General features: G+C 62.2%; 21 protein-coding genes. 13 read left to right on the top strand and 8 right to left on the bottom strand.

The genetic code is table 11. The annotated features are described in order from the left end of the window. The first annotated feature begins 199 nt into the window (after positions 1–199). The 6 genes from OPV09_RS06105 (at position 200) to yacG (ending at position 5,626) form a co-directional block, all read left to right on the top strand. A complete protein-coding gene (locus tag OPV09_RS06105; RefSeq protein WP_257620598.1) occupies positions 200–1,672 on the top strand; it encodes a DHA2 family efflux MFS transporter permease subunit in 1,473 nt (490 codons plus the stop codon). 73 nt (positions 1,673–1,745) lie between these two features. After that, the gene (locus OPV09_RS06100) at positions 1,746–2,942 is read left to right on the top strand and encodes a type II secretion system F family protein (protein WP_338680879.1); all 1,197 of its coding nucleotides are present in this window, start codon (positions 1,746–1,748) and stop codon (positions 2,940–2,942) included. Between the two features lie 105 nt (positions 2,943–3,047). Then, positions 3,048–3,917 (top strand): A24 family peptidase, encoded by an 870-nt coding sequence (locus OPV09_RS06095; protein ID WP_338682236.1) that lies wholly within the window; start codon positions 3,048–3,050, stop codon positions 3,915–3,917. A 33-nt stretch (positions 3,918–3,950) separates the two neighbouring features. Then, entirely contained in the window at positions 3,951–4,598 is a 648-nt protein-coding gene (gene coaE / locus OPV09_RS06090; RefSeq protein ID WP_319993350.1) for a dephospho-CoA kinase, read from the top strand. A gap of 62 nt (positions 4,599–4,660) precedes the next feature. Further along, positions 4,661–5,416, top strand: coding sequence for a cell division protein ZapD (zapD, locus tag OPV09_RS06085; protein WP_034748811.1), 756 nt, complete (start codon positions 4,661–4,663; stop codon positions 5,414–5,416). A gap of 18 nt (positions 5,417–5,434) precedes the next feature. Beyond that, positions 5,435–5,626, top strand: a complete 192-nt coding sequence (yacG, locus tag OPV09_RS06080) for a DNA gyrase inhibitor YacG (protein ID WP_034748814.1) — start codon at positions 5,435–5,437, stop codon at positions 5,624–5,626. Positions 5,627–5,639: 13 nt separating this feature from the next. Here the strand turns inward: yacG and OPV09_RS06075 are convergent, their stop codons facing one another. The 6 genes from OPV09_RS06075 to secA all read right to left on the bottom strand — a co-directional run bounded on the left by OPV09_RS06075 (position 5,640) and on the right by secA (position 11,857). After that, on the bottom strand, positions 5,640–6,062 hold the full coding sequence (locus OPV09_RS06075; protein WP_338680878.1) for a VapC toxin family PIN domain ribonuclease: 423 nt from the start codon (positions 6,060–6,062) through the stop codon (positions 5,640–5,642). 6 nt (positions 6,063–6,068) lie between these two features. Beyond that, a complete protein-coding gene (locus OPV09_RS06070; protein WP_319993352.1) occupies positions 6,069–6,278 on the bottom strand; it encodes a FitA-like ribbon-helix-helix domain-containing protein in 210 nt (69 codons plus the stop codon). A gap of 119 nt (positions 6,279–6,397) precedes the next feature. Next, positions 6,398–6,820 carry an NUDIX domain-containing protein gene (locus OPV09_RS06065; protein WP_070305645.1) on the bottom strand — a complete coding sequence of 141 codons (423 nt, stop codon included), beginning with the start codon at positions 6,818–6,820 and terminating at the stop codon, positions 6,398–6,400. Next, entirely contained in the window at positions 6,817–7,698 is an 882-nt protein-coding gene (locus OPV09_RS06060; RefSeq protein WP_338680877.1) for an ATP-binding protein, read from the bottom strand. Before OPV09_RS06060 ends, OPV09_RS06065 begins: the two co-directional genes overlap by 4 nt. Then, on the bottom strand, positions 7,695–8,933 hold the full coding sequence (gene argJ / locus OPV09_RS06055) for a bifunctional glutamate N-acetyltransferase/amino-acid acetyltransferase ArgJ (protein WP_034748831.1): 1,239 nt from the start codon (positions 8,931–8,933) through the stop codon (positions 7,695–7,697). The genes OPV09_RS06060 and argJ overlap by 4 nt, the downstream gene beginning before the upstream one ends. Before the next feature lie 155 nt (positions 8,934–9,088). Beyond that, entirely contained in the window at positions 9,089–11,857 is a 2,769-nt protein-coding gene (gene secA / locus OPV09_RS06050; protein ID WP_338680876.1) for a preprotein translocase subunit SecA, read from the bottom strand. Positions 11,858–12,136: 279 nt separating this feature from the next. Between secA and OPV09_RS06045 the strand changes: the two genes are divergently transcribed. Continuing rightward, on the top strand, positions 12,137–12,646 hold the full coding sequence (locus OPV09_RS06045) for a DciA family protein (protein WP_338680875.1): 510 nt from the start codon (positions 12,137–12,139) through the stop codon (positions 12,644–12,646). A 129-nt stretch (positions 12,647–12,775) separates the two neighbouring features. Here the strand turns inward: OPV09_RS06045 and lpxC are convergent, their stop codons facing one another. Both lpxC and OPV09_RS06035 read right to left on the bottom strand, forming a co-directional pair. Next, positions 12,776–13,711 (bottom strand): UDP-3-O-acyl-N-acetylglucosamine deacetylase, encoded by a 936-nt coding sequence (gene lpxC, locus OPV09_RS06040; protein ID WP_072456936.1) that lies wholly within the window; start codon positions 13,709–13,711, stop codon positions 12,776–12,778. Between the two features lie 50 nt (positions 13,712–13,761). Then, positions 13,762–14,604 (bottom strand): DMT family transporter, encoded by an 843-nt coding sequence (locus OPV09_RS06035; protein ID WP_034748837.1) that lies wholly within the window; start codon positions 14,602–14,604, stop codon positions 13,762–13,764. Positions 14,605–14,907: 303 nt separating this feature from the next. Here OPV09_RS06035 and nosZ point away from each other — a divergent pair, with 303 nt between their 5' ends. From nosZ to OPV09_RS06005, 6 genes are read left to right on the top strand one after another with little or no spacing between them, the layout of a single operon-like run. Then, on the top strand, positions 14,908–16,821 hold the full coding sequence (nosZ, locus tag OPV09_RS06030; protein WP_034748840.1) for a TAT-dependent nitrous-oxide reductase: 1,914 nt from the start codon (positions 14,908–14,910) through the stop codon (positions 16,819–16,821). Between the two features lie 53 nt (positions 16,822–16,874). Next, positions 16,875–19,052, top strand: a complete 2,178-nt coding sequence (locus tag OPV09_RS06025) for a NosR/NirI family protein (protein WP_257620597.1) — start codon at positions 16,875–16,877, stop codon at positions 19,050–19,052. Positions 19,053–19,081: 29 nt separating this feature from the next. Then, entirely contained in the window at positions 19,082–20,350 is a 1,269-nt protein-coding gene (locus OPV09_RS06020; protein ID WP_072457004.1) for a nitrous oxide reductase family maturation protein NosD, read from the top strand. Next, complete coding sequence (locus OPV09_RS06015) at positions 20,319–21,272, top strand: ABC transporter ATP-binding protein (RefSeq protein WP_338680874.1); 954 nt, start codon at positions 20,319–20,321, stop codon at positions 21,270–21,272. The genes OPV09_RS06020 and OPV09_RS06015 overlap by 32 nt, the downstream gene beginning before the upstream one ends. Then, positions 21,256–22,080: an ABC transporter permease gene (locus OPV09_RS06010; RefSeq protein WP_338680873.1), complete on the top strand. Its 825-nt coding sequence runs from the start codon at positions 21,256–21,258 to the stop codon at positions 22,078–22,080. Before OPV09_RS06015 ends, OPV09_RS06010 begins: the two co-directional genes overlap by 17 nt. Further along, positions 22,077–22,598 carry a nitrous oxide reductase accessory protein NosL gene (locus OPV09_RS06005; RefSeq protein ID WP_338680872.1) on the top strand — a complete coding sequence of 174 codons (522 nt, stop codon included), beginning with the start codon at positions 22,077–22,079 and terminating at the stop codon, positions 22,596–22,598. The genes OPV09_RS06010 and OPV09_RS06005 overlap by 4 nt, the downstream gene beginning before the upstream one ends. Positions 22,599–22,663 lie beyond the last annotated feature (65 nt).

Genomic DNA, 22,663 nt, shown 5'->3' with positions numbered 1-22,663 from the left:
TGACTTTCGGGGAAATAGAGGGGAGCTGCCGGAAAACACATGCTAGCCGTGCCCGCAATCTATTGCCATGGAACAAATGTTCCATGGACGATGTCCCCCGCACGGTGGCAATATGAAAGGCGTGGGCGGCACGCCTGCGCCATTTATGTGACAATTCGTCGTACTGTCGGCTCCGTTTTTCCTCCTCAGGCTCGCATCCATGACCAGTTCCCCGATTAAAAGCTACCTTCCCTGGGTGGTCGCCACCGCCCTGTTCATGGAGCAACTCGACTCCACCATCGTCAACACCGCCATCCCCGCCATGGCCGCCAGCCTGAACGTGACGCCGCTGAGCCTGAAGGCCGTCGTCACCAGCTACATCCTGAGCCTGGCCGTGTGCATTCCCATCAGCGGCTGGATGGCCGACCGCTTCGGCACGCGGCGCGTGTTTTCCGCCGCCGTTGCCATCTTTACCATCGCCTCCATCCTGTGCGGCCTGTCCGTGAACGCCCCCATGCTGGTGGCCGCGCGCCTGCTGCAAGGGGTGGGCGCGGCCATGATGATGCCGGTGGGCAGGCTCACCATCATCCGCACCTTTCCCAAGTCGCAATTGCTGGCGGCCATGAATTTCGTCATCATCCCCGCCCTGATCGGCCCCTTGCTGGGCCCCACGGTGGGCGGGCTGATCGTGCACTGGCTGTCGTGGCGCGAGATTTTCTTCGTCAACGTGCCCGTCGGCCTGGTGGCCTTGTACCTGGCGCACCGCTACATGCCCGATTATTACGGCGACAAGCCTCGTCCGCTGGACCTGATCGGCCTGGTGCTGTTCGGCACGGGTATCGCGCTGCTGTCGTGGCTGCTGGAAATCTTCGGCGAACACCGCATCGACGGCACCTCGTTTGCCGTGCTGCTGTTCATTTCCATCAGCCTGCTGGCCGCGTATGCCTGGCATTCGAGCGAAGTGCTGCACCCGCTGCTGCGCCTGACCTTGTTCAAGATCCGCACCTTCCGCGTCTCCGTGGTGGGCGGCTTCGTCACGCGCCTGGGCGTGGGCGGCCTGCCCTTCCTGTTGCCGCTGCTGTACCAGCTGGGCCTGGGCTTGCCCGCCTGGCAGTCGGGCTTGCTGATGATGCCGTCGGCGGCCGCCGCCATGGGCATGAAATTCATTTCCGCGCGCGTGCTGGCCCGCTTCGGCTACCGCCAGGTGCTGATCGTCAACACCGTGCTGATCGGCGTCACCATCGCCATGTTTTCCCAGGTAAGCGTGGGCACGCCCCTGTACGTGATCGTCGCCATCAGCCTGTGCATGGGCTTTTTCAATTCGCTGCAGTTTTCCAGCATGAACACCATCGCGTATGCCGACGTCGACAAGGCTGACTCCAGCATGGCCAGCACCATCGCCAGCTCGATGCAGCAATTGTCGATGAGCTTTGGCCTCGCCTTCGGTTCGCTGATCACGGGCTGGTACCTGGGCGACATGCCGCAGTCGGACCGCGCCATGCTCAGCACGGCGCTGCACCACGCCTTCCTGACCCTGGCCGCCCTGACGGTGCTGTCCTCGCTAACGTTCTGGACCTTGCGCCGCGACGATGGCGAAAGCATCAGCAAGGGCACGGACAGCGACGAGGAAGATGCGGCCGACGTGAAGGCCCAGGCCGTTGTGCAGACGGAAGTGCAAACCAAGAAAGGCTGAGCCACATCAAGCTTGCCGCCAGCGCCGCTGGCGCTTTGGCCCGGCGCTGCTACTGTGACGGCAGGAGGTGCACATGGCGGCCGAGCGGCGCTTTGCGTGGAAAGGCACGGATCGCCATGGCAAGGCGGTCGATGGCATCTTGCGCGCGACCGACACCACCACGGCCAAGGCCGCGCTCAGACGCCAGGGCATCCTTGCCAGCAAGGTAAAAGCCCCGCGCGCCGCGCCCGGCAAGGCCATCACACACAAGGATATCGCCCTGTTCACGCGCCAGCTGTCGACCATGATGGCGGCCGGCGTGCCGCTGCTGCACGCCTTCGACATCGCCGGCAAGGGCCATGCCAAACCGGCCGTCACGGAGCTGATGCGCGACTTGCGCCACGACATCGAAGCGGGCAGCAGCCTGCAGCAGGCCTTCCGCCAGTTCCCCCTGCTGTTTGACGAGCTGTATTGCAACCTGCTGGCGGCGGGCGAACAGGCCGGCATCGTGCAGGACTTGCTGGCGCGCCTGGCCACCCACCAGGAAAAGGCCATCGCCCTGCGGCGGCAAGTGCGCGGCGCGCTGATGTATCCGCTGGTCATCGTGCTTGTCGCCATCGTCGTCACGGCCATCATCATGAGCGTGGTCGTGCCCGCCTTCCGCCAGGTCTTCGACAGCTTCGGCGCGCCCTTGCCGCTGCCCACCCTCGTCGTCATGGGCGTGTCCGCCTTCCTCGTCCATTACTGGCTGGCCTTGCTGGCGGCGCTCGTGTTCGCTTGCGTGCTGCTGCACCTGGCCTGGCGCCGCTGGCCCGCCTTGCGGCGCAACACACAACTGCGGGCGCTGCGCCTGCCCGTGTTCGGCCCGCTTCTGCGCAAGGCGGCGATCGCCCGCTGGACACGCACCCTGGCCGCCATGTTCGCCGCCGGCGTGCCGCTGCTCGACTCGCTCGGCCTGGTGGGCGCCGCCTCCGGCCACGCGCTGTACCAGGAAGCGACAACGCGCATCGAGCGTGAAATCCGCGCCGGCGGCAGCCTGGCCCTGGCCATGGAGCACAGCGGCGTGTTTCCCCCGCTGCTCACGCAACTGGCCCTGATCGGCGAGGAATCGGGCGCCCTCGACGCCATGCTGTCGCGCGCGGCCGATATCATCGAAGCCGATATCGACGCCACGGTGGCTACCCTTTCCACGCTGCTGGAACCGGCGCTCATGGTCGTGCTGGGCGTGCTGGTCGGCTCCCTCGTGATCGCCCTGTATTTGCCGATTTTCAAGCTGGGCGCCGTGATTTAAAGGTGAAGCCACGCAAAACGTCCCCATGCACCGGCAGATGTTTTACACTGCGGCAGTGCCAGGCAATGTTTGCGCGGCAACATCATCACCTCAGACCACTCCACCATGCTGCAAGATACCCTGCTGTTCGCCGCGCCCGGCAACCTGCCCGTCGCCCTCGTCGCCGCCCTGTTCGGCCTGATCGTCGGCAGCTTCCTCAACGTGGTGATCCACCGCGTGCCGAAAATGATGCAGCGCGACTCCGATAATTACGTGGCGGAAGAAAGCGGCTTGCCCTTGCCGCACACGGACCGCTACAACCTGATGCTGCCGCATTCGAACTGCACCGCTTGCGGCCACCGCATCACGGCCATGGAAAACATCCCCGTCCTCAGTTACCTGCTGCTGCGCGGCAAGTGCAGCGCCTGCAAGGCGCCGATTTCCGTGCGCTACCCGCTCGTCGAGCTGCTGACGGGCGCGCTGTCGGCCCTGTTGATCTGGCACTTCGGCAGCGGCTGGACGGGCCTGGCCACGCTTGTGTTCGCGTATTTGCTGATCGCCATGACCTTCATCGATGCCGATACGCAAATGCTGCCGGACGACCTCACCTTCCCCCTGCTGTGGGCAGGACTGCTGGTCAATATCAACGGTACTTTCGTGCCCCTGCAAGAGGCCGTCATCGGCGCGGCCGCCGGCTACCTGGCCCTGTGGGCCGTGTACTGGGCCTTCAAGCTGGCGACAGGCAAGGAGGGAATGGGCTATGGTGACTTCAAATTGCTGGCTGCGCTCGGTGCGTGGCTGGGCTGGACCATGCTGCCGACGATCATCCTGCTGTCGTCGCTGGTGGGTGCCGTGGTCGGCATCGGCCTGATCGTGTTTGCCAAGCGCGGGCGCGACAAGCCGATTCCGTTCGGCCCCTACCTGGCGGCGGCGGGCCTGATCGCGCTGCTGTACGGCGCACCCCTGTCGCGGCTCACGCTAGGCCTGACCGGCTGACCAGCGCATCACTGCGCCCCTATGGATAAATACATGCAACGACACAACGTCCCTTATTTCAACGTCGGACTCACTGGCGGCATCGGTTGCGGCAAGAGCACGGTGGCCGACATGTTCGCCGCGCGCGGCGCCTCCATCGTCGACACCGACCAGATCGCCCATAGCCTGACGGCGCCCAATGGCGCGGCCATGCCGGCGCTGGTGGCGGAATTTGGCGCCGACTACGCCGATGCGCGTGGCGCCCTCGACCGCAGCAAAATGCGCAACCTCGTGTTTTCCGACGCTGTGGCCAAGGCGAAACTGGAAGCCATCCTGCACCCGCGCATCCGCCAGGCCACCCTGGCGGCGGCCGAAGCAGCGACGGGCAGCTACGTGATCTTTGCCGTGCCCCTGCTGGTCGAGTCCGGCGGCTGGGTGGAGCGGGTCAACCGGGTACTGGTCATCGATTGCCAAGAAAGCCTGCAAGTGTCGCGCGTGATGGCGCGCAATGGCTTATCGGAAGAACAAGTCAAAGCCATCATGGCCACGCAGGCCACGCGCGCCATGCGCCTGGCGGCGGCGGACGATGTGATCGACAACAACGGCGATTTGGCGTCCCTGGCACCGCAGATTGCCCAGTTGCACGATTTATATCTGGCATTTTCAAAAAGAATGGCTGGAATGGCCCCGCAACGTTTGTAATTTGTCGACGCTTGGTTCAAAATCACGGGATTGTTTGCAGGTCCTTACTTAAGGGAATTATTTTGATTGTCTACGAATACCCTTTCAACGAACGCATACGTACCTTGTTGCGGCTGGAAGACCTGTACGACAAATTCAAGTTCTTCATCCAGCAAGAGCATGCAATGCAGCACCATGTTGCCTTGGCAACCATTTTCGATATGCTCGAAGTGGCGGGCCGCGCCGACCTGAAGTCCGACCTGCTGCAGGAACTCGAGCGCCAGCGCCAAAGCCTGCTCGGTTACCGCAGCAATCCGAATGTGGAGCCGGAAACCCTCGATGCCATCCTCGGTGAACTCGACAGTGTCAGCGGCGCCCTTGTGGCGGCGCAAGGCAAGACAGGCCAGAATATCCGCGACAATGAATGGCTGATGAGCATCCGCGGCCGCACCATCATCCCGGGCGGCGCCTGCGAATTCGACTTGCCGTCGTATTTTGCCTGGCAAAAACGCAGCTCCGAACAGCGCCTGACCGACATTCACGCGTGGTTCGCCCCGCTGGCGCCGCTGTTCGATGCGCTGGCCCTCGTCTTGCGCCTGCTGCGCGATTCCGGCGGACCCGTTAAACTGATCGCCAATGGCGGCAGCTACCAGCAAATGCTGCAAGGCAAGGTGTACCAGATGCTGCGCCTGAGCCTCGATGAAAACAGCGGCGCCATCCCGGAAATTTCCGCCAACAAATACATGCTGTGGGTACGCTTCACGACCCAAGGCGGCGACTTGAAACCCAAGCCGCTGGAAGAAGATGTCCCGTTCGAGCTCACGCTCTGTAATTTTTAACTGTTACTTATTTGCCCCATCATGACCGTCGTTAACTGCCCTACCTGTGCCGCCAAAGTCGAATGGACTGAAGCCAACAAATTCCGCCCCTTCTGCTCGGAACGCTGCAAGCAGATCGACCTGGGTGCCTGGGCCGAAGAGAAATACACGATCCCCGCCGCCGACCCGTTTGAAGATCCCCTTGCGGATGAAGACAACAAGCCACAGTAAGCCGCAATGAGCCTCAACTAAACGGATTTTCCAGGCGCAGCCCCTGCGCCACGAAACTGTCGAGCCTGCCACTGACCACCGTCAAGCCATAGGCGATGCCCATCGCCGCGATCTGCCCATCGACGCCATGTGCGTGGCCGCGGCCATGCAGACGCGCGCATACGAGCGCACAATCGAGGTCGAATTCCAGCAGCCGCGGCGCATATTCCGCCAGCACGGCTTCCAGCCAGCCTTCCAGCGCCAGTGCTTCCAGCGCCGCTTCGCGCCGCCAGCAGCACTGTATGCCTGCACGCAATTGGGCGATCACCTGCACCGGCACATAACGCGCCTCGGGCGCCACCCGCTCGAAAAAATCGGCCACTCCCGCCGGCGCGGCGCTGCCCTTGCGCACCGCAACGATCACATCCGCATCGACCAGATAGGCTGGCACAGGCATGGCGGGTCAAGAGCGGCGCTCGAAATCCGCATCGAAGCCCACGTCGGGCATGCTGCGCAAAATATCGTCGAGCGGACGCTTCGGCAGCGGCCGCAAGGCGCTGCGCAAGATGTCGCGGTGCTCGTCCTCGATGCTGCGCCCATGCGCGCGGGCACGCTTGTGCAAGGCGGCAATCAGCAATTCATCGGTATCGGTAAAGGTCAGTGTCAGCGGCATGCGAAACTCCCGGTGCTTGATGAAAGCACTGTAGCGCAAAGCGCCGACTATACAAGGAGAGTCACAGGAAAGCTTGCGCCAGCACGCAGCATGCTGCTGCCCGCTGGCACAAGTAAGGATTAAGCAGGTGCCAGCGATTCCCGGCGTACCTCATTTAACCATTCCAGCAGGGGAATGGTGGCCGGCAGCAAGGGTTCCACGCCGACCGTGCCCTGCCAGGCGAACGCCTGTCCTTCCAGGCTTTGCGGCTCGCCCCGCCATTCGCGGCTGATATAGAAATGCAGGCGCACATGGGCGTGCGGATACACATATTCGACGCCGCACCAGGCTTCGGCACTGTCGATATGCAAGCCCAGTTCCTCGACAAACTCACGTTTCAAGGCATCAAAAATGGCTTCGCCAGGCTCGACTTTACCGCCAGGAAATTCCCAATAGCCGTCATACGGCTTGCCGGCCGGACGCTGGCCCAGCAGCACGTCGCCATTCGGCTTCATCAGGATGCCGACGGCGACGTCGACCGGTTTGATTTTCACTTCGCTCATTGCGGCAACTTTCCCGCAGGAAGTTTCCCCGCATAATCGCGCGCAAATTGCCACGCCACCCGGCCCGACCGGGAACCGCGCTGCAAGGCCCAGCGCAAGGCGTCGCCGCGCGCTGCCGCGATCTGCTCCGGCGTGCAGCCGAACGAGGCGAGCCAGTGCGCCGCGATATCGAGGTAATCATCCTGCTTGAACGGATAGAACGACAGCCACAGGCCGAAGCGTTCGGACAGCGAGATTTTCTCTTCCACCGTCTCGCCCGGATGCAGATCGCCATCGTCGTCCGTCTTGTAGCTCGTGTTGTCGGACATCCGTTCCGGCATCAGGTGACGGCGGTTCGAGGTGGCGTATATCAGCACATTGTCCGATTGCGCGGCGATGCTGCCGTCGAGCGCCACTTTCAGCGCCTTGTAGCCGCTTTCGCCCTCTTCGAACGACAGGTCGTCGCAAAAGATGATAAAGCGCTCGGGGCGCGCCGCCACCAGGTCGACAATGTCGGGCAAGTCGACCAGGTCCGCCTTGTCGACTTCGATCAGGCGCAGGCCTTGGTCGGCGAACTGGTTCAAACAAGCCTTGATCAGCGACGACTTGCCCGTGCCGCGCGCGCCCGTCAGCAGCACGTTGTTGGCCGGACGCTTAGCGACGAACTGGCGCGTGTTCTGCTCGATCTGCGCTTTTTGCGTGCCGATATTGTGCAAGTCGTCCAACGCGATGTTCGACACGTGGACCACGGCCTGCAAATAAGGCAGCGCGCCCTGGCGCCGGCGCCAGCGGAAAGCAAAGCTGTTCCAGTCGGTTGCCGGCAAGGCCGGCGGCAAGATCGACTCGAGGCGCGCCAGTACCCGCTCGGCACGGATCAGGAATTGATCGAGGCCGGTCATGAGCGGTAGTCGGCGTTGATCGACACGTAGTCATGCGACAGGTCGCACGTCCACAGGGTGGCCGTGGCATCGCCGCGCGCCAGCTTGACGCGGATGGTGATTTCGCTTTGCTGCATCACGCGCTGGCCATCCTGTTCCTGATAGTCAGGGTTGCGGCCGCCATTCTTGGCCACCCATACATCGTCCAGGTACAGGTTCAGCTGGCCCACGTCCAGATCGTCCACACCCGCATAGCCGATGGCGGCCAGGATGCGGCCCAGGTTCGGGTCGGACGCGAAGAAGGCCGTTTTCACCAGCGGCGAATGGGCGATGGAATAGGCGATCTTGCGGCACTCTTCCACGTTGCGGCCGTCTTCCACGGTCACGGTCATGAACTTGGTCGCGCCTTCGCCATCGCGCACAATGGCTTGTGCCAGAAAGGTCGACAGCTCGGTGACGGCGGCGGCCAGTGCCGCATAGTGCGGCGAGTCGATGGAATCGATGACCAGGCTGCCGGCGCCCGTGGCGACCAGCATGAACGAGTCATTGGTGGACGTGTCGCCGTCGATGGTGATGCAGTTGAACGATTTATCGGCCGCCTGTTTCACCAGCTGGTCCAGCACCGGTTGCGCCACGGTGGCGTCGAACGCGAGGAAACCGAGCATGGTGGCCATGTTCGGCTTGATCATGCCGGCGCCCTTGCTGATGCCCGTCAGGGTCACCGCGTGGCCACCGATGGTGACCGTGCGCGAACCGGCTTTCGGCTGCGTGTCGGTGGTCATGATGGCTTCGGCGGCCGAGAACCAGTTGTCCGAGGTCAGCGCGGCCACGGCTTGCGGCAAGCCGGCGACGAGGCGCTGCACGGGCAAGGGTTCCAGGATCACGCCGGTGGAAAACGGCAAAATCTGCTGCGGCGTGCAGCCCAGCAGCTCGGCCAGCGCGGCGCAGCTGGCCTGCGCGTCGGCCAGGCCCGATTCGCCCGTGCCCGCATTCGCGTTGCCCGTGTTGACCAGCAGCGCGCGGATCGGCGCGGCGCCGGCCGTCACTGCGGCCAGGTTGGCTTTCGAAATTTGCACGGGCGCGGCGCAGAAGCGGTTCAGGGTGAACACGCCGGCCACGGTGGCCGTCGGCGCCAGTTTCAATACCAGCAAATCCTTGCGGTTGGGTTTCTTGATGCCGGCTTCGGCAACACCGATTTCAATGCCGGCGACGGCTTTCAAGTCGGCGGCGACGGGCTTGGGAGAATTGACGGCCATGGTGAGTTCTTCTGCGAGGGAAAATGGAAGCGCTATTGTAGCGCCTTCGCGGCGCTGGTGAACATGCGTGCCCACACATGCGCGCCCGCAAATTGAAAAGGCATAAAAAAACGGAGACCGCGGTCTCCGTTTTTTGTTCAGGCTGTCAAACCGCCTTATGCCAGCTTGCCGTGGCAAGCTTTGTATTTTTTACCGCTGCCGCAAGGGCATGGGTCGTTACGGCCCACTTTGACGCCCATGCTCACGCTCATGTCGTCGACGTTGTCCATGTTGCCGCCGGCCGCAGGTGCCAGCAGTTCTTCCGGCGCCGCATTCGGGTCGAATTCGGCGTGCTGGTAGTGCACGTTTTCCACGTGCGACTGCTGCATCGCCTGTTCGGCCGCATCGACTTCTTCGCGCGACTGGATACGTACCGTCATCACGTGTTTCGTGACGTCGTTCTTGATCATGTCGAGCATCTGGCCAAACAGTTCAAACGCTTCGCGCTTGTATTCCTGTTTCGGGTTCTTCTGCGCATAGCCGCGCAGGTGAATACCCTGGCGCAGGTGATCGAGTGCCGCCAGGTGTTCGCGCCAGTGGCTGTCCACGCTTTGCAGCATGACATTGCGCTCGAAGCCGCCAAACGATTCCTTGCCGACGATGTCGATCTTCGACTGGTACACGGCATCGGCCGCAGCCAGCACTTTTTCCAGGATCTCGTCGTCCGTCAGGGTCGAATCGGCTTCCAGCAATTGCTGCAGCGGCAAGTCGAGTTGCCATTCGCTGGCCAGGGTGTTTTCCAGGCCCTTGATATCCCACTGCTCTTCCACCGATTCGTGCGGCACGTACTCGTGTACCAGGTCGGTAAACACGCCGTGGCGCAACGAGCCGATCATCTCGGAAATATCGGTCGTTTCCAGCAGCTCGTTGCGCTGCTGGTAGATGACTTTACGCTGGTCGTTGGCGACGTCATCGTATTCCAGCAATTGCTTGCGGATGTCGAAGTTGCGCGCTTCGACCTTGCGCTGGGCCGATTCGATCGAACGCGAGACGATGCCTGCCTCGATCGGTTCGCCTTCCGGCATTTTCAAACGGTCCATCACGGCGCGCACGCGGTCGCCGGCGAAGATGCGCAGCAGCGCGTCGTCGAGCGACAAATAGAAGCGCGACGAACCGGGATCGCCCTGGCGGCCGGCACGGCCACGCAGCTGATTGTCGACGCGGCGCGATTCGTGGCGTTCGGTGCCGATGATGTGCAAGCCGCCCGCATTGACCACGTGGTCGTGCAGGGATTGCCATTCGTCGCGCAAGGTCTGCGACTGCGCTGCCTTGTCGGCGTCGCTCAGTTCAGCATTGGCTTCGATGAATTTGATCTGGTTCTCGACGTTACCGCCCAACACGATGTCCGTACCGCGACCGGCCATGTTGGTGGCGATGGTGATGGCTTTCGGACGGCCTGCCTGGGCGATGATTTCCGCTTCGCGCGCATGCTGCTTCGCGTTCAGCACGTTGTGCGGCAAACCGGCCTTGGTCAGGATGCCCGACAGCAGTTCCGAGTTTTCGATCGAGGTCGTACCGACCAGCACGGGCTGGCCGCGCTCGTAGCAGTCGCGGATGTCGTTCAACATCGCGTTGTATTTTTCCGCCGACGATTTGTAGACCTGATCCTGGCGGTCCTTGCGCTGCAGCGGACGGTTTTGCGGGATCACGACCGTTTCCAGGCCGTAGATTTCCTGGAATTCGTACGCTTCGGTATCGGCCGTACCGGTCATGCCGGCCAGCTTGGCGTACATGCGGAAGTAGTTCTGGAAGGTGATCGAGGCCAGGGTCTGGTTCTCGTTCTGGATCTTGACGCCTTCTTTCGCTTCGACGGCCTGGTGCAAGCCATCGGACCAGCGGCGGCCCGTCATCAGACGGCCCGTGAATTCATCGACGATCACCACTTCATTGTTCTGCACCACATAGTGCTGATCCTTGAAGTACAGCGCATGCGCGCGCAGGGCCGCATACAGGTGGTGCACGAGGGTGATGTTGGCCGAATCGTACAGCGACGCGCCTTCCGGCAGCAGGCCCATTTCCATCAGGATGCCTTCGGCCTTTTCGTGGCCCGCTTCCGTCAGCAGCACCTGGTGCGCTTTTTCATCCTTGGTGTAGTCGCCCGGTACTTCAACCTTGCCCTTGCCGTCCGGCGTTTCTTCGCCGATCTGCAGGGTCAGGCGCGCAGGCACTTCATTGATCTTGTGATACAGGTCCGTATGGTTCTCGGCCTGGCCCGAAATGATCAGCGGCGTACGCGCCTCATCGATCAGGATCGAGTCGACTTCATCGACGATGCCGAAGTTCAGGCTGCGCTGCACGCGTTCGCGCGCTTCGTAGACCATATTGTCGCGCAAGAAGTCGAAACCGAATTCATTGTTGGTGCCATACGTGATGTCGGAGTTGTACGCCTGCTGCTTGGCGCTGTGCTCCATCTGCGACATGTTCACGCCAGTCGACAGGCCCAGCCATGCATACAGGCGGCCCATGGTCTCGGCATCGCGCTGCGCCAGGTAATCATTGACGGTGACGATATGCACGCCCTTGCCCGACAGGGCATTCAGGTAGGCTGGCAAGGTTGCCATCAGGGTCTTGCCCTCGCCCGTGCCCATCTCCGCGATCTTACCGAAATGCAAGACCATGCCGCCGATCATCTGCACATCGAAATGGCGCATGCGCAGGACGCGCTTGCTGGCCTCGCGGCAGACGGCAAATGCTTCCGGCAACAAGGCATCGAGCGATTCGCCAGCGGCGATACGTTCCTTGAAGGCAGGCGTCTTCGCTTGCAGCTCGGCATCCGACAGCTTTTCGATGGCCGGCTCGAGCGCATTGATCTCGCGTACCGTTTTTTGGTATTGCTTGAGCAGCCGCTGGTTGCGGCTACCGAAAATCTGGGTCAGTAATGACATGCTTGAATTCTTGAAAAAACGCCGTTAAAAAAAGCTCGGTAGGGAACAACGAGGTAGGTATCGCGTCACCGCACGGAGTTCGACTATGGCAAAAGACGATGATTTTATCATGCGTTCCCGACATGGTTGGGGTAATGCGCCATATAACAATAGCTTAATGACAAACAAATGGCAGAAATTGCGGACATTTTCCATACTGTAAGGCAATACGGCCAGCCCGCCTGCGCCGCACCCGCGGCAGCACTCGTCATGCGCGGGCGAGTGTGCTATGTTTCGGCCATGCGAACTCCCACTTATTCTCCGGCGCCGCGCCGCGGCTACGGCTTTGCCCGTTCAGGCCCGGCCGTCACGGGCGCAACCGATTTTCTGCGCGGCAACGCGACGATGGCCTCATTGATGCCCACCGTCACGCGCCTGGCCGCCTTGCAAAAAGATTGCGCCAAGGCCTTGCCGGCCATGTTCGAACACTGCGACATCCTGCAATTCGAGGGCGGCCAACTGGTGCTGGCCACACCGAACGCGGCGCTGGCGGCCAAGCTCAAGCAGCAATTGCCGAAGTTGCAAGGGGAACTGGAAAGAAAGGGCTGGCAGATTTCAGGCATCAAGCTGAAAGTGCAAGTCATCAAGAGCATCGCGCCCATCGTGCATACGCGGGCGCTGGTCTTGCCGGAAAAAGCCATGTCGGCCCTGGAAGAGCTGAGCACGGCCCTGCCCGCGTCGAAGCAGAACGAGCAATTGATCGCGGCGCTGCGCAACATGGTGCGCCACCACCGGGAACCGCGGGACTGAGAATAACGGCGCTAAATTAACGCATATCGCGTAGGTCGGATTAGGCCCTTCGGGCCATAATCCGACAACACCACGATCAGTGCCAACATGGTTGTCGGATTACGCGGGGCGTCGCCCCGCTAATCCGACCTACGTCAGCGACCACTCGCGCTCCATCTGGCGCAGGTAGGATTGCGGCGCCGCCTCGTTCGTGTCGAACGAGACGATTTCATACGCATCGGGCTGCTCCAGCAGCGCCAGCAGCAGCTGGTTGTTCAGCGCGTGGCCCGACTTGTGCGCCGTGTAGTAGGCGAGCAAGGGGTGGCCCACCAGGTACAGGTCGCCGATGGCGTCGAGGATCTTGTGGCGCACGAACTCGTCTTCATAGCGCAAGCCGTCCGCGTTGAGGATGCGGTACTCGTCCATGACGATGGCGTTTTCCAGCGAACCGCCACGCGCCAGGCCCATGCCGCGCAAGCTTTCCACGTCCTGCATGAAGCCGAAGGTGCGCGCGCGCGCCACGTCGTGCACATACGACACGTCGCCAAAATCGACGGAGGCGCGCTGCATCGTGCCATCGACGGCCGGATGGTTGAATTCGATGAAGAAATCGAGCTTGAAGCCGTCATACGGCGACAGTCGCGCCCATTTCTCCGCGTCACCCTTGCCATGGCGAACTTCCACGGGCTTGATGACCTTGATGAATTTCTTCGCCGCCTGCTGCTCTTCCACGCCCGCTTGCTGCAGCAGGTAGACGAAGGACGAGGCGGAACCATCCATGATGGGAATTTCTTCCGCATTCACGTCGATATACATATTGTCGATCCCCAGGCCCGCCGCCGCCGACATCAGATGTTCCACGGTGGACACCCTGGCGCCATCCTTGATCAGCACGGAAGCCATGCGCGTGTCGCCCACGGCCATGGCGCTGGCGGGAAACTCGACGATGGGGTCGAGGTCGATGCGGCGAAACACGATGCCCGTGTCGATCGCGGCAGGACGCAGGATCAGCTCGACCTTGGTGCCGGAATGCAAACCGACACCGATGGTGCGGACCTGTTGTTTGATGGTGCGTTGTTTTAACATGGCACGATTATATCCAGTTGCGGCGTGGAATGCTGACCGGCAAAGAAATGCTAGGGATGCTCACTTTCCACATGCACGGCCTCGCGCCGCACCAGGTAGATGCCGCTGGCGATAATGATCGCCGCGCCAAGCAAGGTATAGCGATCCGGCAGCGCCTGCCACAGCAGCCAGTCTATCGCCACGCCCCAGGCCAGCGCCGTGTACTCGAACGGCGCCACGATTGACGCCTTGCCGGTGCTGAAGGCCTTGGTGATCGCCAACTGCCCGAAGAAGCCTGACAGCGCCAGCACCATCAAGATCGAGCCGTGTTCGGCACGCACAGGCACCCAGATATTCCACGCCAGCGTTACTGCGCCAATCGACATCAGCGTCAGCAGCCAGAACATCATCGCCTCGGTGCTGTCGGTGCGCGCCAGCACGCGCGCGCTGATGGCCGACACGGCGTAGCAGGCAGCTGCCACCAGAATCGCCAGCCCGCCCAGCGACAGGAAGCCGGTGCCTTCGGGGCGCAGCACCACCAGCACGCCCAGCAGGCCGACGCCAATCGCCACCCACTGCCCGCGGCCCACGTGCTCCTTCAGCACCCACACCGACAGCGCCGTGATCAAAGCCGGCGCGATGAAGAAGATCGAATATGCCTCGGCCAGCGACAGCGACTTCAGCCCGAAGGCAAAGGTGGTCAGCATGGCGATGCCGAGTGCGGCGCGCAACAGGTGCATTGGCCAGCGTATGCGGAAGATGCCCTTGAACGCACCGCGGTACAGCATGTAGCCGCACAGCAGTGGCAACGAACTGAGCGAGCGCATCGCCGTGACCTGCGTGGCGGGATAATGGGCAGACAGCAGCTTCATGGCGGTATCCATGCACGAGAACATGGCGACCGCAATCAGCATCGCATAGATGCTGTGCAGATTTTCTTGACGAGAAGACAGGGAAAGCTCCTTGACGACCGGTCCGGGACGGACCACTGGGAACGTCATTATGGCGACGTCCGGAGCCAGCACAGCGGAGGCGCTGCCGGGATTGATTATAGCAAGCCGGCCAGCTCATCAGGGGCGACGACGAAAACAGTGCCTGGATCAAGTACTGCCGCAATCGCGGCGGCGCTGCCTGAAATGCTTGATCCACGTCATCGTTTTTTTAAAAGATGCATGTAAAATGCTTGTTTATAATTTTGCAACGATGGAGAACGAGAGATGGACAGCAAGAAGATAGATACCACCAACGACACGCCGTCGAGCCGCCGCGGCTTTCTCGGCAAGAGCGCCGCACTGGGCCTGGCAGGCGTCACGTTGGGCCTGGCCGGCTGCAAGGAGGAAGCTGCCGCCGGTGGCAAGAGCGCTGCCGCACCGGCCGCACATCACGGCACCGAGATCGCGCCAGGCCAGCTGGACGACTACTATGCTTTCATCAGTTCCGGCCATTCGGGCGAAGCGCGGGTGCTCGGCCTGCCTTCCGGACGCACGCTCAAGCGCATCCCGGTGTTCAACGTCGATTGCATGGTCGGCTGGGGTATTACCAATGAATCGAAAGCCATCATCGGCACCAAGCCCGACGGCACGCTGAAATACATCACCGGCGACACCCACCACGTCCACGGCAGCTACAAGAACGGCACGTATGACGGCCGCTGGCTGTTCATCAACGACAAGCTGCATTCACGCGTGGCGCGCATCCGCATGGACACCATGGAATGCGACAAGATCACCGAACTGCCGAATGTGGCCGGCTTCCACGGCCTGTTCCCTGACAAGCGCGATCCGGTCGACCAGAAGATTGACTACACCACCCGCGTGTTCTGCGGCGCCGAATTCCATATCCCGCTGCCGAACGACGGCCGCGACCTGGACAATCCGGACAAGTGGGGTGCGTTGTTCAGCTGCGTCAGCGCAGAGACCATGGAAGTGATGTGGCAGGTGCGCGTTGACGGCAATATGGATCTGTGCGCCACCTCGTACGACGGCAAGCTGGCCGCCTGCAACCAGTACAACGTGGAAAACGCCGCCGACCTGAACGGCATGATGGCGGCCGAGCGCGATGCCTGCGTGTTCCTGCATATCGAACGCGTCGAGGCCTTGGTCAAGGCAGGCAAGTTCACCACCATCGGCAGTTCCAAGGTCCCCGTGGTCGATGGCCGCAAGGCTGCCAACGCAGATCCGAAAAGCGCGATCTCGCTGTACGTCCCGGTCAGCAAGAACCCGCATGGCGTCAACGCCAGCCCGGACGGAAAATACTTCGTCTGCTCCGGCAAGCTGTCGCCGACCGCCACCGTGATTGAATTGAGCAAGGTGCTGCAGTGGTTCGACGGTAACGTCAAGGATCCGCGCGACACCGTGGTGGCCGAACCGGAAATCGGCCTCGGCCCGCTGCACACCGCCTTCGACGGCAGGGGCAACGCCTATACCTCGCTGTTCCTCGACAGCCAAGCCGTCAAATGGAATGTGGATGCAGCCATTGCCCAGTTCAAGGGCGACAAAAACGCCAAGGTCATCATCGAGAAGCTGGACGTGCACTACCAGCCGGGCCATAACTACTCATCGATGGGTGAAACCAGGGAAGCTGACGGCAAATACCTCAACTCCGGCAACAAGTTCTCCAAGGACCGCTTCCTGCCAGTCGGCCCGCTGCATCCTGAAACCGAACAGTTGGTGGACATCAGCGGCGCCAGCATGAAGCTGATAGCCGATCACACTGCCTACCCGGAACCGCACGATGGCATTATCGTGCGCCGCGACGTGGTCAAGACGCGCCAGATCCACACCATGACCGACTTCCCGAATGCCGTCACGCCGGAAAACGCCGGCATCGAGCGCAAGGGCAACAAGGTGCATGTGCGTCTGATGTCGCAAGCGCCGGCGTTCAGCATGCCGGTCATCAAGGTCAAAAAAGGCGATGAAGTCACGCTCACCCTGACCAACTACGACAAGGTCGAAGATTTAACCCACGGTTGCGCCATCCCGACCTACAACATCAACTTTATCGTCAATCCGCAGGAAACCAAGTCGGTCACTTTCAAGGCCGATCACGCCGGTGCGTTCTGGTTGTATTGCACGCACTTCTGCCACGCCCTGCATCTGGAAATGCGTAGCCGTTTCCTGGTTGAAGCCTGAGTTGTCCCGCAAGTCCATGCCGGCTGATGCGTCAGCCGGCATGGCATATTCTCATGACGACTACTTTAAAAACCTTGTTCAATTCGCTGGCGTCGTGCTTGATGTTACTGGCTATGCTGGCACCGCCCATCGCCGCCGCCAACATCTACGACGCTGAACTTTCCTCCGAACTGTTGCACGGCGCCGACCTGTGCGCGCATGCCGCCTGCCGCGACGTGATGCCGCAAGCGCAGCGCTTCTCGCAGCGCATGGGTTCTCCACGCTATGTGCAAGCGCTGGACACCGGCGGCAAGCTCGTTGGCTACGTTTTCCTGTCAACCGACGTGGTGGACATTCCCGCCTATTCCGGCAAGCCGGTCATTACACTGATCGGCATGGACACCGCAGGCATCATTACCGGCGTGCGCGTGATCAAGCATTCCGAACCGATCCTGCTGGCCGGCATACCGGAATCGGCGCTGCTCAAGTTCATCGGACAATATGTCGGCCTGCGCGGTGACGCCAGGCTGGAAATTGGCCGTGGCGGCGATGGCAGCGTGGGATTGGACGCGATCAGCGGCGCCACCGTGACGGCCATCGCCGAGAACCAGGTAATTTCCCGCAGCGCCTATGAGATCGGCCGCCAGGTCGGCATCTTCACTGCGGCGGCGCGGCCGCCAGCCCGCTTCACGCCGCTCGACGAGCGCCTCAACTGGGGCAAGCTGGCCGACGAGGGCTCGGTCGGCCGCCTGACGATCACCGCGCGCGAAGTCGGCGCCGACAGCGCACGCGGCGACTACATCGATCTCTACTTCGGCTACCTCAACACGCCGACGCTGGGCAACAGCCTGCTGGGCGAGGACAACTACCAGCGCCTGATGCGCGACCTCAAGCCGGACGAGCATGCGATCTTCGTCATCGCCAGCGGCCAGACCTCGTTCAAGGGCTCGGGCTTTGTGCGCGGCGGCATCTACGACCGCATCCAGGTGCGGCAAGATCCTGAAACCTACACCTTCCGCGATACCGACTATCTCAATCTGTATCACCTGCAGCCCGGCGATGTGCCCCAATACCGCGAATCGGGCATCTTCATCGTCCGCTCGAAACACTTCAATCCGGCGTGGCCTTGGACGCTGACGCTGCTGGTCAATCAGTTGGACGCCAAGGGCGCCAAGACCTTCACCCACTACGACCAGACATACTGGCTGCCGGCCCGCTATCTGGAAGGCGGCCATCCGAAAGTGGTGACGGCGCGCCCGGCGTGGCAAAACATCTGGCTGGACCGGATTGCGCAAATCGGCTTCTTCGTCGCCACCCTGTTGTTTACCGCCATCTGGTACGCACGACGCGACCGGCTGGTGCGTGCATCGACGCGCAAGCACAAGCCTTTGATCAGCTGGCCGCGGCTGGTGCTGTGGATCATCAGCGCCGGCTTCATCGGTTTCTACCTGAAGGCGCAGCCCAGCATCACGCAGATCATGACCTGGCTCCATTCGCTGATCCATCAATGGCGCTGGGAGCTGTTCCTGTCCGATCCCTTCATCTTCCTGTTCTGGTGGTTCATCATCATCACGGTGCTGATCTGGGGACGCGGCCTGTTCTGCGGCTGGTTATGTCCATTCGGCTCGCTGCAGCACCTGATGCTGAAACTCGGTTCCGCCATCGGCCTGAAACGCTGGCAGAAACTGCTGCCAAAACCACTGCACGACAAGCTGCGCTGGCTGAAGTACGTCATCTTCTTCGGCCTGATCGGCGTATCCCTGTTCTCAATGGAGACGGCCGAACATCTGGCCGAAATCGAACCCTTCAAGACCACTTTCCTGGTCGGCGTATGGAACCGCAGCTGGCCATTCTGGCTCTTTATCGGCGCCATTCTGGGCCTGTCGCTGTTCAGCGAGCGCCCCTACTGCAAATACCTGTGCCCGATGGGCGCGGGCCTGGCGCTGCCCGGCAAGTTCCGTCTGTTCGGTCTGAAGCGCAAGGCAGAATGCACCAGCTGCCACGCCTGCGCCGCCGGTTGCGGCTCGCACGCCATCGACAGCCAAGGCAAAATCGATCAGATGGAATGCATGCTGTGCCTGGACTGCATGGTGATGTACTACGACGATCACGCCTGTCCACCCCTGGTGAAAGAGCGCAAGCGGCGAGCTGCCAAGGGCGAAGCGCTGACGCGTATCGGCGCCGACGGCTACTTCCTTACGCTCGACAGCTTGCGCTCAACGCTGCCGTCGCAAGGCAAGGAAGACGCATGAGGCTGGCGCCTTCCACCCTGCTGGCGCTGATGCGCGCGCTGGTGCTGGCAGTCATATTGGCCGGCTATGGGCCTGGCCTGGCCGCCGCCGTGCTGGAAGTGGCGCCGGGCACGTCGATCAATGCGGCCATCGCCAGTGCGCAGAAAGGCGACACACTGCTGATCGCACCCGGCAGGTATAACGAACACGTGCTGGTCGACAAGGCGCTGACGCTGCAAGGGCGCAGCCATCCCACCATCAGCGGCCGAGGGCACGGCGACACCATCCGCATCACCGCCCCCGACGTCACCCTGATCGGCCTGGTCGTGATCGACAGCGGCGCGGACCTCACTGCGCAGAACGCCGGCATTTATATCGTACCTGGCGCGCATCGCGTACAGATCAACAACTGTCGACTGGTCGCCAACCTGTTCGGCATCTGGCTGCAAGGCGTTGACGATGCGCGCTTGCTGAACAACACCATCACCGGCCGGCGCGACCTGCAGTCGGCGCAGCGCGGCAATGGCATCCAGGTGTACGACACGCGCGGAGCGCGCGTCACCGGCAACGAAATCAGCGGCACGCGCGACGGCATCTATGTCGACGTCTCGCGCGACGCGCAATTTCGCCACAACCGCATCCATCATGTCCGCTACGGCACGCACTACATGAACACCCACCACAGTACCTGGGAAGACAACGAGGTATATCTGAGCCGGGCCGGGCTGGCGCTGATGGAGGTGCGCAGCCTGACCGTGCGCCGCAATATCGCGTGGGGCAATACCGATCACGGCATCATGCTGCGCACCATCCAGGACTCGCTGATCGAAGACAACGTGGTGGCCGGCAACGACCGTGGTTTTTTCATCTATGACGCCGAGTACAACACGCTGCGCCACAACCTGATCATCAATAACCGCACCGGCGTGCACCTGTCGGCCGGCTCGTCGAACAACCAAGTCGATGGCAACGACTTCATCGGCAACCAGGAGCAGGTGCGCTTTGTTGCCGCGCGCGATGTCGAATGGGGCAAACAGGAAGGCAACTACTGGAGCAATTACAACGGCTGGGACCAGAACGGCGACGGCCAGGGTGACGTGGCGTATGAAGCGAACGACCTGGTTGACCGTCTGAACTGGCAATACCCGCTGCTCAAGCTGCTCGGCGCCAGCCCCGCGCTGCAGACGCTGCGCTTTGCCGCGCGTCAGTTTCCGCTGCTGCGCGCGCCAAGCGTAGTCGACCGCCATCCGCGCATGCGCCCGCTCTCACAGAATTGGAAGAAATGGAATGACATCGCTCCCCGCATCGAATACAACTGAAGCCGCCGTCAGCCTGCGCGGCATCCGGCATCGCTACGGCGCGCTCACAGTGCTGCAGGACGTCAGCTTTGACATCGCCCATGGCGCCATGTTCGGCCTGATCGGCCACAATGGCGCCGGCAAGAGCACGCTATTCAAGCTGATGCTCGGTCTGATCACACCCTGCGCCGGCACGCTGCACGTACTGGGCCAGAACGCGGCCGAACCTGCCTTTCGCCAGACGCGCCGGCGCGTCGGCTATCTGCCGGAAAGTTTTCTCACCTACGATAACCTGAGTGGCCAGGAAGTACTGTACTTTTTTGCGGACTTGAAGCACATTGCGCGCGCTGCTTGCGCACCGTTGCTCGACCTGGTGGGCCTGACGCATGCCGCCGCGCGGCCGGTACAGGGGTACTCCAAGGGCATGCGCCAGCGGCTCGGCCTGGCGCAGGCTCTGCTGGGCGAGCCGGACCTGATCTTCCTCGATGAGCCGACCAACGGATTGGACCCGCAAGGCATCGCCGACTTTTACGCCATCTTGCGCACCGCGCAGGACCGCGGCGCCACCATCGTCATCACCTCACACATCCTGGCAGAGATCGAGCACAGGGTCGACCAGCTGCTCATCATGCAGAGCGGCACGGTGGCCGCGCAAGGCACGCTGAGGCAGCTGCGGACGGGTACCCATGCGCCCCGGATGCTGACCATTACCGCCACGATTGCGCCTGCGCTGCAGGCGGGCGTGCGCGCGGCGCTGGCCGCGTTGCCGCTGGAGCTGGCGCTGGAGGTGCATGGCGAACAGCTGCACGTGCGCTGCGCCAGGGCCGACAAGATGGCGGTGCTGCGCCAGCTGGCCGCTTGCGCCGACGACATCGCGATTCAGGAATCGACATTGGAACAAGTATTTCTCGGCTACGGAGGCACCCATGCGCGCACGCATTGAATGGCGCCAGGTCGGCGTGCTGGCCGCAAAAGAATGGCGTGAGCGGCTGCGCAACCGCTGGGTGCTGGCCGTGGCGCTGGTGTTTGCCTTCTTCGCGCTGGCCATCGCCTACTTCGGCGCAGCCCAGCAGGGACAGGTTGGTTTCCACGGCATCGACGCCACTATCGCCAGCCTGTCCAGCCTGGTGATCTATCTGGTGCCGCTGATCGCCTTGATACTCGGCTATGACGCAATTGTCGGCGAGCGTGAGCGCGGCGCGCTGGAACTGCTGCTGTCGATGCCGGTGACGCCGCTGGAAGTGCTGCTCGGTAAATATCTCGGCCTGGCGGCGGCGCTCACCAGCGCCACCGCGATCGGCTTTGGCGCCGGCCTGCTGCCGCTGTTCTCGCAACTGACTGTGGCCGAGGGCTGGCGCTACGCCCAATTCGTCGCCAGCGCCGTGCTGATGGGACTGGCCTTCCTCAGCATTGCCATGCTGGTATCGGTCAGCACCCGCGACCGCGTCCGCGCCAGCGGCATTGCACTGGCGCTGTGGTTCCTGTTCGTGCTGGTGTTCGACCTGCTGCTGATGGGGGTGATGGTGCTCAGCCAGGGCCAGCTCGGTAGCGGCCTGTTCGCCGCCATGCTGATGCTGAACCCGGCCGACGTATTTCGCCTGCTGAACGTGTTCAGCTCGGACCAGGCGCAAGCCATGTATGGCCTGGCCACCGTGATGCCGCAAGGCTGGACCCACCCGGCGCTGCTGTCGGGCGTGATGATAGCCTGGATTTTTTTACCGTTTTCTATCGCACTCAGGAGATTTTCATGACTATTTTCCACCTGCGCAGGAGCGCGCTGGCCGCACTGGCCACCCTTGCGCTGGCCGCCTGCACGTACAGCGCCACCAACCTGCCAGCCATTGATCCGTCCGACGAAGCCGCATGTGCGCTGGACGGCATGCTGCTGCGCGACTTCCCTGGGCCGAAAGCGCAGGTTCGCTTCGCCGACGGCAAGACCAGCTACTTCTGTGACGTAAAAGAACTGCTCGGTGAAATGCTGGCGCCGGAACAGCGTCGCGCCACCAGCGCCTTCTACGTGCAGGACATGGGCAGCGCCAACTGGCAACAGCCGCACGGCCACTGGATCGGGGCACACGACGCGCTCTATGTATTAGGCAGCAAGGCGCAGGGCTCGATGGGCCCGGCCATCGCCTCGTTCAGCCGGCAGGTGGACGCGGAAGCGTTTGTTCGCAAGGAAGGCGGCCGCGTGCTGCGCTTCAAGCAGATCACGCCGGCCCTGCTGAACGAAGCCAGCGGCGCCATGCCGACGCACGCCATGGCGCATTGAAACACCACCGCCTGGGCCGGCATTGCCGTTCGGCGGAAAACGCCGGTCCGTTTTTACCCCGGCAT

Origin of the sequence: Janthinobacterium sp. TB1-E2 (genome assembly GCF_036885605.1) — a bacterium.
Lineage (GTDB): Bacteria > Pseudomonadota > Gammaproteobacteria > Burkholderiales > Burkholderiaceae_D > Janthinobacterium > Janthinobacterium aestuarii.
Note: the sequence above shows the minus strand (reverse complement) of the source record. Positions and strands in the feature narration are given on the sequence as shown.

What these genes read in the sequence shown, in the direction of transcription:
- secA (WP_338680876.1), bottom strand. Translation starts at nt 11,857, where the DNA reads ATGTCATTACTGACCCAGATTTTCGGTAGCCGCAACCAGCGGCTGCTC.
- OPV09_RS06105 (WP_257620598.1), top strand. Translation starts at nt 200, where the DNA reads ATGACCAGTTCCCCGATTAAAAGCTACCTTCCCTGGGTGGTCGCCACC.
- argJ (WP_034748831.1), bottom strand. Translation starts at nt 8,933, where the DNA reads ATGGCCGTCAATTCTCCCAAGCCCGTCGCCGCCGACTTGAAAGCCGTC.
- OPV09_RS06015 (WP_338680874.1), top strand. Translation starts at nt 20,319, where the DNA reads ATGACATCGCTCCCCGCATCGAATACAACTGAAGCCGCCGTCAGCCTG.
- OPV09_RS06025 (WP_257620597.1), top strand. Translation starts at nt 16,875, where the DNA reads ATGACGACTACTTTAAAAACCTTGTTCAATTCGCTGGCGTCGTGCTTG.
- OPV09_RS06005 (WP_338680872.1), top strand. Translation starts at nt 22,077, where the DNA reads ATGACTATTTTCCACCTGCGCAGGAGCGCGCTGGCCGCACTGGCCACC.
- OPV09_RS06060 (WP_338680877.1), bottom strand. Translation starts at nt 7,698, where the DNA reads ATGACCGGCCTCGATCAATTCCTGATCCGTGCCGAGCGGGTACTGGCG.
- OPV09_RS06035 (WP_034748837.1), bottom strand. Translation starts at nt 14,604, where the DNA reads ATGCTGATTGCGGTCGCCATGTTCTCGTGCATGGATACCGCCATGAAG.
- OPV09_RS06095 (WP_338682236.1), top strand. Translation starts at nt 3,048, where the DNA reads ATGCTGCAAGATACCCTGCTGTTCGCCGCGCCCGGCAACCTGCCCGTC.
- OPV09_RS06010 (WP_338680873.1), top strand. Translation starts at nt 21,256, where the DNA reads ATGCGCGCACGCATTGAATGGCGCCAGGTCGGCGTGCTGGCCGCAAAA.
- OPV09_RS06075 (WP_338680878.1), bottom strand. Translation starts at nt 6,062, where the DNA reads ATGCCTGTGCCAGCCTATCTGGTCGATGCGGATGTGATCGTTGCGGTG.
- OPV09_RS06065 (WP_070305645.1), bottom strand. Translation starts at nt 6,820, where the DNA reads ATGAGCGAAGTGAAAATCAAACCGGTCGACGTCGCCGTCGGCATCCTG.
- coaE (WP_319993350.1), top strand. Translation starts at nt 3,951, where the DNA reads ATGCAACGACACAACGTCCCTTATTTCAACGTCGGACTCACTGGCGGC.
- lpxC (WP_072456936.1), bottom strand. Translation starts at nt 13,711, where the DNA reads ATGTTAAAACAACGCACCATCAAACAACAGGTCCGCACCATCGGTGTC.
- OPV09_RS06020 (WP_072457004.1), top strand. Translation starts at nt 19,082, where the DNA reads ATGCGCGCGCTGGTGCTGGCAGTCATATTGGCCGGCTATGGGCCTGGC.
- OPV09_RS06100 (WP_338680879.1), top strand. Translation starts at nt 1,746, where the DNA reads ATGGCGGCCGAGCGGCGCTTTGCGTGGAAAGGCACGGATCGCCATGGC.
- OPV09_RS06045 (WP_338680875.1), top strand. Translation starts at nt 12,137, where the DNA reads ATGCGAACTCCCACTTATTCTCCGGCGCCGCGCCGCGGCTACGGCTTT.
- nosZ (WP_034748840.1), top strand. Translation starts at nt 14,908, where the DNA reads ATGGACAGCAAGAAGATAGATACCACCAACGACACGCCGTCGAGCCGC.
- OPV09_RS06070 (WP_319993352.1), bottom strand. Translation starts at nt 6,278, where the DNA reads ATGCCGCTGACACTGACCTTTACCGATACCGATGAATTGCTGATTGCC.